The following is an 11,151-nucleotide window of genomic DNA, read 5'->3' as shown; positions in this document are numbered from 1 at the left end:
CTAAACTGTTAAGGGAAAGTCATGTGTTGCGTCCTTAAAATCGGTAGTAAAATATAACGATGGCCACTCATCTTGTCATGTAAAAAAACAATTTTCCGTTAAGAAAAGCTTTGTAAGTACTTGAAACTATGTATGCGATATTTCTTAAAGTTTCTGTCATCTATGACGAAGAGAGTCAGTGACAATGATTCAGTAAATGGAGTTCATATGAGTGGAAATAGTTCACAAAATGCAGCTGCAAAAAGTGCAGAAAAAGGTTTTTCAGAAAACGAGTTAGACGACATCATGGCAGAGTTTGCTAGTCTTGATGCTGAGCTTACAACAAGTGGGCCATTAGCAGAGGAAGAGCAAGTTAAAGAAGAAGTGCCAGTTGTTGAAGAGGTTAAGGCCGAAGAAGTGGAGACTCCTGAAGTTGAAGCCGCACCAGAAGAACCAGCTGCTGAAGCTGAACCTGTTGCTGAAGAAATTAACCCTCTCGATGAACTAGAAGCTGCAACACAAGCTCCTGTAGAAGAAGAACTTCATGTTGAAGATTTTCCTGCCGCAGAGGAGTTTGAAGAAATTAGTGCTGAAGCAACTCCAGCTCCAGAAGAAAAAACAGAAATTATTTCAGAAACAGATCTTATGGAAGCTTCATCTGAAGACGAGGCCAATCCAACTCCTTCAATTGCTGAGGCATTTGGAGAAGGCTTTGATGAAGCAGAGATGGATGCCATTATGAAAGATCTTGAAGATATTGATGCTTCAGCAGGACCTGCTCTTGAGATGGAAGAAGAGGTTGAACCAGAAGCTCATGAAGAAAATGTTGTTGCTATGAAAAAGCCTGAAGAAGTGGTTGAAGTACAGCCGACAACAGTTGCAACTCCAGCAGCTGGAACAGGTGAAGTGGCTTTCAGTGCAGCGGGTAATATGAATTTCAACGTTAATCTAACAATTGCTGGCTCTCAAGCGACACTTAGTGTACAAGATGGTTGCTTTAAATTAACGATGAATGGAGTTGATATCTCAATTACAGAGGAAGGCTGTAAGGCCTTTATTGAAGGTGGAGTAAACTTTAATATTCCACTTCCAACTGATAAGAAGGATGTCGCTTAAGACTTAAAAAAGGTTTTCAATGGCCATAAATATATTGGGTGGGCATGCGAAAGGGCATGCCCTTTTTGTTCCCCCTGTTTCAATTACACGTGCAACAACAGTTATGCTAAGACGTAAGTTTTTTGATGCACACCAAGATTTAACAAATTGCCTATTTATTGATCTTTTTGCTGGTAGTGGAGCTATGGGCTTTGAAGCTTGCTCTCGTGGAGCGCAAAGAGTGATCTTAGTAGAAGATAATCCAAAAGCAATTTCAGTTATTAAGAAGAACAAAGCTTCAATGAATAAGAAAGTTGATACTTCAAATATTGAAGTTATTAAGCAAAAAGCTCAGGTATATATTAAGAATATCGTCACATCAATTAAGACTGACTTATATGATGAAGTACATCTCTTCATCGATCCACCTTATGAAATGAAGGCCATCTACTTCGAGATTTTAAAGATTTTAAGAGAATCTGATTTTCAAGGTGAAGTATGGTTGGAGTCAGATCGTCAAAAAGGAGTAGTGGAGGATGATCTCAAGAAGCATTCCTTTACTTTCTCTAAAGTTTACAAGCAAGGAACGAGTTATATTGCAAGAATTGCAATGTAGCTAGCTACCATATAAAATTAAGTCATATAAATTAAAAGAAATAGGAACTCAATGAAAAGAGCAATTTATCCAGGTACGTTTGATCCTTTTACAAATGGACACAAAGATATCTTAATGAGGTCATTAAGTGTTTTTGACGAAGTCATTATTCTTGTTGCCCACAATCGAAACAAGAAGCCTTTCTTCACTGCAGACGAAAGAGTTGCGATGTTAGAGGAGACTTTTAAAGATGAGCCAAGAGTAAAAGCTGATAAATGGGAAGGCCTTATTGTTGACTATGCTAAAGAAAATGAAATCAGCTCAATAATTCGTGGCCTAAGACCAACAGGTGACTTTGAAGCTGAATTTCAAATGGCATCAATGAATAAGAGACTCTATCCTGAAATCGAAACAGTTTTCTTTATCACGGAAAGGGATAATTATTACGTATCAAGTTCTTTAGTAAAAGAGATCCATAAACATGGTAAACTCATTAAAGAATTTGTACCTGATACTATTTTTAATTGGATTAATAAAAAAGGAAAAGTTTAATGACAAATGTCTCAAAACGTTCTGAAGATATCAACGAAAGTATTACTTTAAAACTTAATGCAAAGGCCGTTGCTTTAGCAAAGGAAGGGCAAAAAGTTTATAACTTAACAGCGGGGCAACTTCCATATCGTCCACCTAAAGAGCTAGTAGAAGCGATTCGTGGAGAGTTGGACTTTTTAAAAAGTTTTCAATATAGCCCTGTTGCAGGTGATGGTGAGTTACTTGAGAAGTTAATTGATTATGTGGAAACATCGAGATCAATTAGTTTTGAAGACTACGATCATCGCTTTGCTGCTACTGTTGGAAATGGTGGAAAGCATGTTCTGGCAAATATCTTTGCTGCCCTTGTAAATCCTGGAGATGAAGTTATTGTTTTCGCTCCTTATTGGATCTCTTATCCTCAAATGATTAAGTTGAATGGGGGAGTCATCAAAGTTGTAGAGGCTTCTATTTATAATGCTTTTGAGCCAGACCTTGAAAAGCTAAAAGAACTATTAAGTGATAAAACAAAGGCCATCATTTTAAATAGTCCAAATAATCCATCTGGCGTTTTTTATAATGAAAAATGGATGAAAAGCTTCGCTGAAATTATTAAGCCATTTGAAAATACTTATGTAATTTCAGATGAGATTTACTACGAATTAAATTACTACGATCCAAGACCTACTTATTTTTATCAATACGATCGTGAGCTCTTATCTCGTACAATAATCGTGGACGGGATATCTAAAAGCTTAGCTTCAACTGGCTTAAGACTTGGTTATTGTATTGCTCATGAAGATATTATTAGTGCTATTAAAAAGATTCAGGGGCATACTGCGTCTGGTTCTTGTTCATTAATTCAAAGAGCATTACTGCGTTATAATTTAAATCAAATTGATGAATACCTCTCTCCTGTAAAGAAGCATCTTCGAGAAAATTCATTAATTCTTAGAGAAGTTCTTAGAGAGAATCAACTTGAAAAATGTTGGTATCAGGTGACATCAGCTTTTTATTTTCTAATGGATTTTTCAAGCGCACCAATTATTGAAAAATTTAAAAAGAGTGAAGACGATCAAACTGATTATTCTGTTCAGATTTGTGAACAATTACTTGAGGAAAAAGGTGTGGCGATGGTGCCAAGTGGTGATTTCGGTCTACCAAATTGTGCCAGAATGTCACTTGTACTACCAAAAGATGACTTTAGGGACGCAATTATTGCATTGTCTGAGTTCTTGACTCGGGAATAGTGCTGATACTTCGGTATCTCGTTCCCACTACCAATTAAAGCTATTCTTAAGAGATAATTAAGCTGTGAATAAACTAATCGTTCTAGCTACTTATCTCTTATTTCTACTTTCAGTCTCTTCTTGTGGAGTCGATGATGAACTCGAGCTTCAAAGAGACTATCTCTATGTTGAAGATCATCTTACTTCAGGTAATTGTGATAAGGCCTTAAGCGCAATGCTTTCAATGAAAGAGCAGAGTGGGGATGCTACTTATTATAAACTCCTGGCCTCTTCTTATGCGTGTAAAGCAGGATTTACAGTTACAGGTTTCTTTGCAAATGAAATTATAAAAATCGTAGCAGGGGCCGAAATCTTAAGTGGTTTATCGAGTTTTACTATTGCTCAAGAGATGACTAATATCGATAGCCTCGACTATTACTATATCACTAAGGCCGTGGACACTCTTGTTTATTCAGGTGGTGTTGGGCCCGTTACAAAAAACCCTTCAGCAACTCTAAGGATTCAAACATTTGGTTCTTATGGAGCTGCCGATATCAATTCCCTTTTGATGTATTTACTCTTTGTTAAAAACGGTATGAATATGGCCTTCTATGGTAATTCAGATGCAACTGGTGCTAAAGGTGCAGGTACTGTTGGAACGAATGTCTGTCTTTATCAATATGCTGATATGGGAGATGCAGACCTAGATTCATATGTATCTTCAATTTCTGGAAGCATGGGAGTCTGTGATGACACTGCAGACGAGGGGAGTGCTGAGCTTAAAAATGGCGACGGAAGTATTAAGCTAGATCGCGCATGTGGCCTTATGACAGATTTTAATAATCTTATTGATGTTCTCTCTAATCTTACCATCGGTAATGTTAGTGATGCCGACCTCGTTACTCTCTTAAGTGATGTCTCGACAGTTCAAGATGCTTTTACAGCTGGTCCTGTTGCTACATATGGTCTTTCTAATAATTTAATAACAGTTAAAAATACAGATGAATGCGTAACTGAATTCACAGGAAGTGAAGAACAAGTTGGCTTTTATATGGCCTCATTTTTTGAAACGCTACACTCAAGGTAATCATTGAAAAACTTCGCAAGGCTCATATTTATTATTTGCTTAGGGTTATCGACGATATCAACGCAGGCCTTTGAGAAATTCCAATTAGGTCAATCTCCAAAAGCAAGACTAATGGGAAATGCTTGGATGGGATTAGCAAACCAAGATACTTTTACAATTTTTTATAATCCAGCAAGTCTTGGTGGTAATTACGATATTGATTTATCACCTGTAAACTTAACTGTTGCCGGGCCTAATGCCCTTGATGATCTCGATCGTTTTTCTAATTTACCAAATGATGCGGATGCCATTGCTGATCGACTCTTAGGATTTCCTCTATATTTAGAGTTATCGAATTTTTCAACGATCAAAGCACATCACTTTTCGTTTTCTTACTTCACACAAAACCGTGCCAATATTGTTTTAAAGAATCGTGTAAACCCTGCATTTGATGTTGATTATAGCTATGACCGTGGCTTTATTACAGGATTTGCTTTCAATTTAATTGGTGGAAGTCGAAATAAACAAAAACAAAAAATTATGACAGGAGAGAGACTCTCAATTGGTTATTCTTTTAAATATTTAAGTCGTGAAGGTACAAAAGATAAATTTGATCTATTCTCTACAAATATAATCAGTAAAGTTGAAGCTGGTTTCGCTTCTATCGAAGATATTAAAAATACTTTCGGATACTCAAAAGGAGCAGGTACAGGTCATGATATCGGAATTGAGTATGCCAATGGTTGGGGAAATACTGAGTTTGTAGCATCACTAGCAATTCTCGATATTGCAGATACTCACTTTGAAAAAGAATACGGAGACAATGGCGTTCCAAAGATTAACATGGCCATTAATTCTGGTTTTGCCTTTAAGCAAGACTTTAAGGTTTTTGATTATGCTCTTGCCTTAGATATCAAACCATTAAATCAGGGACTCGACTTTGGCCGCATGATGCATCTAGGTGCTCAAGTCAATATTCCATTCTTTGGCTTTTTTGCAGGAGTCGGTGAAGGTTATCTAAATTATGGTGCTGAGCTTAGAATGTGGCCTGTCACACTTACACTTGGTTACAATAGTGTTGAGATCGGTGCTGATTACAAGCAAACAGAAGGTGATAGGCTATTTGTTTTCCTATCTCTTTTTGATGTTTCAATGGATATCTTTTAATTACAATACTCTTAGCACTTTGCTGCGCATTCCCAATTCCCCTTTTTCTTTGACATCCCTTTCGGCGATAACTTAAAATTTAGGTAAGAGAGGATTCCTCCCATCAATTCTTAATGTCATGGAGGGCATTTTGACTAGAAAAACCTTTGTTCTTGATACTAACGTATTACTATTTGATCCTAATGCTATTAATAAATTTGGTCCAAACGACGTCTTTATTCCACTTGTTGTAGTTGAAGAAGTTGATCGTTTCAAGAAAGACCAAAATGAGAATGGCCGTAACGCACGTTACTTTTCTCGTATCATCGATGAACTTCGTCAAAAAGGTTCTCTTGTTGATGGTGTTGAATTAGATAATGGCGGAACACTAATCATTTCAGTTGATCGAGCTGTTGATAATCAAGAGGAAACGATTGATTTATCAATTAATGACAACTTAATTTTGGCCTCTGCAATCTTTCTAAAAGAGCAAGGTGATGATGTTACGTTAATTACAAAAGATATCAACTTAAGAATTAAATCAGATATCCTGGGAATCACAGCTGAAGATTACGGGATGAAAGATATGAAGATAGAGGAGATCTATAGCGGTTATCGTTATCTACCTCTACCTAAAGATAAGTTAGAAGAATATGAAAAGAATCGCTTCCTACAATTAGAAAACTGGGAAGAATTAGAAATTTTTCCAAATGAGTATTTAATTGTTCATGAAGAAGGAAATGATCGTAGAAGACTTCTAGGACGTTTTTCTAAAAGCAAGCTAGGAATTGTTCCTCTAATCCCAATGAGAGAAGGGATCTGGGGTATTTATCCAAAGAATATGGAGCAACAATTTGCTCTTGATGCTCTACTAAATGATGATATTAAATTAGTCTCACTTGTTGGGAAGGCCGGTACAGGTAAGACTCTTCTTGCCATTGCAGCAGGTCTTGAAATGACGATTAATCAAGAAAAGTATTCAAGACTACTTGTTTCTCGTCCAATTCAACCAATGGGAAGAGACCTTGGTTATTTACCAGGTGATGTAAATGATAAGCTCGGTCCTTGGATGCAACCGATTTTTGATAATATGGACTTCCTCTTTGATCAAAGAAGAGCTGGAACAAATTCGTCATATGTTGATCTAATGGATCATGGACTTCTTCACATTGAACCACTGACATATATTCGAGGTCGTTCAATTCCTGGACAATACTTAATTGTTGATGAGGCCCAGAACCTTTCACCACACGAAGTTAAGACAATTGTTACTCGTGCCGGTGAAGGAACGAAGATCATCCTCACAGGTGACCCGTACCAAATTGATAGTCCATACCTTGATGAGGTAAACAACGGTCTTAGTTATGTTGTTGAAAGACTAAAGACGGAAGATATTATTTCTCATACGCAGCTGACTGTTGGTGAGCGTTCTGCGCTTTCTGAAACAGCTTCGAAGTTACTTTAGGAGTTAGAAACCAGTGTCACGTTCAAATCGTCAATATTTAAGAGCGCCTGTTAATCAAGAGATGCTCTATCTTTGTGACGATTATGTACTAAAGGCAAAGTGTTCTAATATTTCTGAAGGTGGAATGTTAATTTCTGATATGGGGCGCGTCCCTGAAAAGTCGCGCTTCCATACGATGATATCTCTTATTCAATATCCTGAATTTTCAAAACTTAGCACACAGAAACTATTAAGTATTGATCACAGTGCTTTTGATATTGAAGTATTGCGATGTGAAGTTGATGTTGTTCGCTCTTTTGAAGGACTGTCAGAAGTTGAAAAAATTCTCCTACCTTCAATTGGTGCGAAGTTCAGTGAAGTGAGTTCTGGAAATATGGCCTTGATTAAAGCCTACGTTCAAACTTTTTCAAAAAATATGATTTATCTCTTAACGCAATTTGAGAACTCATCAAAGAAGAAGGGGAATATTGTTCAACTTAGAAAGACTGCCGCTTTACTCGGTTACGACTCATCACTAAAGATTCCACTTCTTCGAGCAAAAGTCTTACACGATTACCAATCACTAGAATCATTATAATTTAGAATAATAAGGCCCAGATTACTGGGCCTTAATAAAACGAGAAGGATATAGGTTTCAAACAAAGCTTATAGTTTTGCCTTGATTGAAAACTTTAAGTCTTTAATTGTTGCTAATAAATATTTATCAATAGGTGTTTCATTATCAAGAATTCGGCTTTTAAATTCTGCCGTAAGCTGATCTACTTTTACTAGAAGTTCGTCATTGATAGCATTTTCTTGATTAATTTCACTAACGAGACTATGTGTTTCATTAATAAGTGCAGAAAAATCTAGTTTCGAAAAATAATCTCTTTGAACAGTATTTTCACATCTCATTGCTTTTTCAGCTTTAAACGCATTGAAATTTACTACTTTCTCTTGTGGGATAGAATTTAACATTTCGCTTGTACTCCAAAAAAATAAATACCGTTCAACTTTTTTCACATTTTTTGTGAACAAGCGGGATTATGGAGTAACAAGCCTGAGCTGACAATAAATATCCTCAGGCCTTGTAATTTTTTCTATAATTTGTGATTTTAATTAGTTACACGTTTCTTTTTCCATTTTTTAATGGCGAAACCGAGAATGACGGCAAGGGCAACCGAGCCAATCACGTAATTAGATTTTTTGATATATTCAATGGCCGCTTCTCCAAATTTGTAATAAACCGTGAAGTAGACGACACAAGAAATCGTTGCGGCTATTAAGTCCGAAAGGGCAAATTTCCATGCATTCATTTTACCAAGCCCTGCAGATAGGAATAGAGCATTCCTAAAACCAAATGGTACAAATCGACCAAAGATTAATGTGAAGACACCATACTTCTTAAAGAAGGCATTTACTGTATCAAGCCTTTCTTGCGTCACCATCGAAGCAAAGAACTTTATTCCAAAGATCTTTGGACCGAGATAGCGTCCAATGAATCCATAACAAATTAAATCAGAAAAATATGCTCCTAGAAAAACAGCAAAGAAAAGAGGGTAGAGATACTCTGGATTTTTTGCAGCTAAAATCGCCGAAGTAAATAACATCACATCTTCAGATATTGGGATATTAAAACCAGCAAGTAGTAGTAGCCCAAAGATAATATATGGAGCTAAGCTTACATTAGTATTTATATAGAGCATGATTTGATCGATAAATTCCATTATTTCTCCTGTAAATAAACACTTAAAAGAATATCCTAAATTCTATTAAATCGCATTAATTTATCAGCTGTTTTTTCCTAGCTTAAAACTTTTAAGTCTTTTGTTACTATGCTTTTGTGAAGTATTTTAGATCACTTGTAATATTCTTTATTGGCCTAAATATAAATCAGGTCCACGGAAAAAACTTAGATTACTTTCTAAAGTCTAATGGTGATGAGTTCAACTATTTTATACAAACGGCCGCTTCACTGGGTATTCAAAAAGAAAAAGTTTCTAATATTATGACTTCTACTGAGCAGAATTCACCAATGACAATTACGGCCGGTTTTGCTTTTTTCCCTAGTTCAATTGAAAAGCTATCTCTACTTGCAACGGGAAGTCTATCTTATATTGTGCCATCCGATATTAAGGAAGAAGGAGGAAGTACCTTCTCAAATAATACGAAACTAGATCCTGAAACTGGTTTTAGCTTCCATGCACATAAATCTTATACTTATCGAAATGTAACGGGATTCTTTGGAGGCCTTGATCATGAAGTCTTCTATCTCTATAACACACCTGATTTTCTAGGAAGTGGAAAGGAGTTAAAATCAGTTACTCAGAAAATTACTTATGGGACATTGGGCTTGGCCTTTGCACAAAAGTTTTTCACACCATTTGTATTTAAAATGAGTGCATCTCAATCATTTAGTTCAAAGACAGGCTTAAAAGGACAACGTTATTTAATCGATTATTCACAAAAGTATAGTGAGAATATGTGGTACCACATTTTCGTAAAAAGACATGAATTACAAGATGATTTGAGAGAATTAAAGATAACCCGACTCGGTGTTGGAGTCGGGTTCTATTATTGAATAAGACTATAGCTTATTAAAGTATTCTTGTGACCCTTGTGGATCTGGCTTCATTGTGTCAGCACCTTTTGTCCAACCTGCCGGACAAACTTCTCCGTGCTTAGCTGTAAATTGGTAACCATCTACAAGTCTTGCAACTTCTTCTACATTTCTACCAACTGATAGATTGTTGATTGAAACGTGTTGAACAATATTGTTATCATCGATGATATAAGTTGCTCTAAATGCAACATCACCAGATGGCATTAGCGCTCCATATGATCTAGAAACTTCTTTTGTAAGGTCTTCTAGAATTGGGAAATTAATGTCACCAAGTCCACCTTCATTTCTTGATTGCTTCGTCCAAGCTAGGTGAGAGAAAGCTGAATCAACTGAACAAGCGATAACTTCACAGTTAAGGTCTTTAAAAAGTTGAATCTTATCTGAGAATGCAGTGATTTCTGTTGGGCAAACAAATGTGAAATCTAGTGGGTAGAAGAAAAGAACTTTCCACTTTCCTTTGAAGTCAGAAAGAGAGATCTCTTTGATTTCTCCATTTACTACTGCATTTCCTTTGAATTCTGGTGCCGCTTTTGAAACTAGCGAAGTTGGATAAACTGTTTCAGTCATTACTTTCTCCTGTGTGTTTAAGTACTTAAAAATTTATTCATTTTTTCTTGAATCGATTTAACCGTAGCCTTATGAGAAGTTCAAGACCTGTTATGTTAATTTTGATACTTTTGGCGGTGAAGCTTAAATAATTTCCATTGCTTAGGGACGTATTAATTATTACTTAACTTGCACTTTTATCTAAAGAAAATGACTCGGCTCACCGAAATGTTGAATGAAATCGAAAAATTCATTTTCTAGGGAGAAAAAATGACAGATCCAAAGGCACATATTCCTAATCCAATTGTTATTGAACAAACAGCAAGAGGAGAGAGACAATACGATATTTACTCAAGACTATTACTTGATCGAATTGTTTTTCTAGGAACGCAGGTTAATGACACTGTTGCCAACTTATTAATTGCTCAGATTATGTTCCTTGAGCAAAGTAACCCAGAAGATCCAATTCACTTCTATATTAATTCACCAGGTGGAAGCGTTTATGCAGGCCTAGGTATCTACGATATTATGCAACACGTATCATGCCCAGTTTATACTTACTGTGTTGGTCTTGCTGCATCGATGGGATCACTGCTTCTAACAGCAGGGGAAAAAGGACACCGTTATAGTCTTCCTCACTCAAGAATCATGATTCACCAACCATTAGGTGGTGCACAAGGTCAGTGTTCTGATATTCAGATTCAAGCAAATGAAATTCAAACATTAAAAGATCAGTTAAATAATATTTACATAAAGCACTCATCTGTTGATATGACGATGGAAAAAATTGTTGCTGCAACTGATCGTGATAATTACTTGTCGCCAACTGATGCAATTGAGCTAGGAATTATCGATAGCGTTATTGAATCAAACAAGAAATAGAACTATAGTTGAATA

Annotated in this window: 13 protein-coding genes; 10 read left to right on the top strand and 3 right to left on the bottom strand. The window is 36.2% G+C overall.

Features of this window, described 5'->3' with window-relative positions; all coding sequences use genetic code 11:
* Window positions 1–162 precede the first annotated feature (162 nt).
* From DAY19_RS01325 to DAY19_RS01290, 8 genes are all read left to right on the top strand, one after another.
* Window positions 163–1,095, top strand: a complete 933-nt coding sequence (locus tag DAY19_RS01325) for a hypothetical protein (RefSeq protein WP_133296855.1) — start codon at window positions 163–165, stop codon at window positions 1,093–1,095.
* A gap of 19 nt (window positions 1,096–1,114) precedes the next feature.
* The gene (locus tag DAY19_RS01320; protein ID WP_114705384.1) at window positions 1,115–1,690 is read left to right on the top strand and encodes an RsmD family RNA methyltransferase; all 576 of its coding nucleotides are present in this window, start codon (window positions 1,115–1,117) and stop codon (window positions 1,688–1,690) included.
* Between the two features lie 51 nt (window positions 1,691–1,741).
* Window positions 1,742–2,221, top strand: a complete 480-nt coding sequence (coaD, locus tag DAY19_RS01315; RefSeq protein WP_114705383.1) for a pantetheine-phosphate adenylyltransferase — start codon at window positions 1,742–1,744, stop codon at window positions 2,219–2,221.
* Window positions 2,221–3,450 (top strand): pyridoxal phosphate-dependent aminotransferase, encoded by a 1,230-nt coding sequence (locus tag DAY19_RS01310; protein ID WP_114705382.1) that lies wholly within the window; start codon window positions 2,221–2,223, stop codon window positions 3,448–3,450. The genes coaD and DAY19_RS01310 overlap by 1 nt, the downstream gene beginning before the upstream one ends.
* A gap of 64 nt (window positions 3,451–3,514) precedes the next feature.
* On the top strand, window positions 3,515–4,516 hold the full coding sequence (locus tag DAY19_RS01305) for a hypothetical protein (RefSeq protein ID WP_114705381.1): 1,002 nt from the start codon (window positions 3,515–3,517) through the stop codon (window positions 4,514–4,516).
* A 3-nt stretch (window positions 4,517–4,519) separates the two neighbouring features.
* On the top strand, window positions 4,520–5,662 hold the full coding sequence (locus DAY19_RS01300; protein WP_133296854.1) for a hypothetical protein: 1,143 nt from the start codon (window positions 4,520–4,522) through the stop codon (window positions 5,660–5,662).
* 118 nt (window positions 5,663–5,780) lie between these two features.
* Window positions 5,781–7,106 carry a PhoH family protein gene (locus DAY19_RS01295; protein ID WP_114705379.1) on the top strand — a complete coding sequence of 442 codons (1,326 nt, stop codon included), beginning with the start codon at window positions 5,781–5,783 and terminating at the stop codon, window positions 7,104–7,106.
* A 13-nt stretch (window positions 7,107–7,119) separates the two neighbouring features.
* Window positions 7,120–7,683, top strand: a complete 564-nt coding sequence (locus DAY19_RS01290; RefSeq protein WP_114705378.1) for a PilZ domain-containing protein — start codon at window positions 7,120–7,122, stop codon at window positions 7,681–7,683.
* A 68-nt stretch (window positions 7,684–7,751) separates the two neighbouring features.
* On the opposite strand, the gene DAY19_RS01285 is transcribed toward DAY19_RS01290, so the two are convergent.
* On the bottom strand, window positions 7,752–8,063 hold the full coding sequence (locus tag DAY19_RS01285; RefSeq protein WP_114705377.1) for a hypothetical protein: 312 nt from the start codon (window positions 8,061–8,063) through the stop codon (window positions 7,752–7,754).
* A 137-nt stretch (window positions 8,064–8,200) separates the two neighbouring features.
* The gene (locus DAY19_RS01280) at window positions 8,201–8,812 is read right to left on the bottom strand and encodes a DedA family protein (protein WP_233500226.1); all 612 of its coding nucleotides are present in this window, start codon (window positions 8,810–8,812) and stop codon (window positions 8,201–8,203) included.
* 116 nt (window positions 8,813–8,928) lie between these two features.
* Here DAY19_RS01280 and DAY19_RS01275 point away from each other — a divergent pair, with 116 nt between their 5' ends.
* A complete protein-coding gene (locus DAY19_RS01275) occupies window positions 8,929–9,666 on the top strand; it encodes a hypothetical protein (RefSeq protein WP_114705376.1) in 738 nt (245 codons plus the stop codon).
* Between the two features lie 6 nt (window positions 9,667–9,672).
* Here the strand turns inward: DAY19_RS01275 and DAY19_RS01270 are convergent, their stop codons facing one another.
* Window positions 9,673–10,275: a peroxiredoxin gene (locus DAY19_RS01270; protein WP_114705375.1), complete on the bottom strand. Its 603-nt coding sequence runs from the start codon at window positions 10,273–10,275 to the stop codon at window positions 9,673–9,675.
* Window positions 10,276–10,524: 249 nt separating this feature from the next.
* On the opposite strand from DAY19_RS01270, the gene DAY19_RS01265 reads away from it, so the two are divergent.
* On the top strand, window positions 10,525–11,136 hold the full coding sequence (locus DAY19_RS01265) for an ATP-dependent Clp protease proteolytic subunit (protein ID WP_114705374.1): 612 nt from the start codon (window positions 10,525–10,527) through the stop codon (window positions 11,134–11,136).
* Window positions 11,137–11,151: the final 15 nt, after the last annotated feature.

The sequence above is a fragment of the Halobacteriovorax vibrionivorans genome (assembly GCF_003346865.1).
In the GTDB taxonomy this organism is placed as follows: Bacteria; Bdellovibrionota; Bacteriovoracia; order Bacteriovoracales; family Bacteriovoracaceae; genus Halobacteriovorax_A; species Halobacteriovorax_A vibrionivorans.
The sequence above is the reverse complement of the archived record's forward strand: the minus strand, read 5'-3'. Positions and strand labels throughout refer to the sequence as shown.

Excerpts from the sequence above, each read along its gene's own strand:
- coaD (WP_114705383.1), top strand. The coding sequence starts at position 1,742 with ATGAAAAGAGCAATTTATCCAGGTACGTTTGATCCTTTTACAAATGGA.
- DAY19_RS01270 (WP_114705375.1), bottom strand. The coding sequence starts at position 10,275 with ATGACTGAAACAGTTTATCCAACTTCGCTAGTTTCAAAAGCGGCACCA.
- DAY19_RS01325 (WP_133296855.1), top strand. The coding sequence starts at position 163 with ATGACGAAGAGAGTCAGTGACAATGATTCAGTAAATGGAGTTCATATG.
- DAY19_RS01295 (WP_114705379.1), top strand. The coding sequence starts at position 5,781 with ATGGAGGGCATTTTGACTAGAAAAACCTTTGTTCTTGATACTAACGTA.
- DAY19_RS01280 (WP_233500226.1), bottom strand. The coding sequence starts at position 8,812 with ATGGAATTTATCGATCAAATCATGCTCTATATAAATACTAATGTAAGC.
- DAY19_RS01320 (WP_114705384.1), top strand. The coding sequence starts at position 1,115 with ATGGCCATAAATATATTGGGTGGGCATGCGAAAGGGCATGCCCTTTTT.
- DAY19_RS01265 (WP_114705374.1), top strand. The coding sequence starts at position 10,525 with ATGACAGATCCAAAGGCACATATTCCTAATCCAATTGTTATTGAACAA.
- DAY19_RS01285 (WP_114705377.1), bottom strand. The coding sequence starts at position 8,063 with ATGTTAAATTCTATCCCACAAGAGAAAGTAGTAAATTTCAATGCGTTT.
- DAY19_RS01310 (WP_114705382.1), top strand. The coding sequence starts at position 2,221 with ATGACAAATGTCTCAAAACGTTCTGAAGATATCAACGAAAGTATTACT.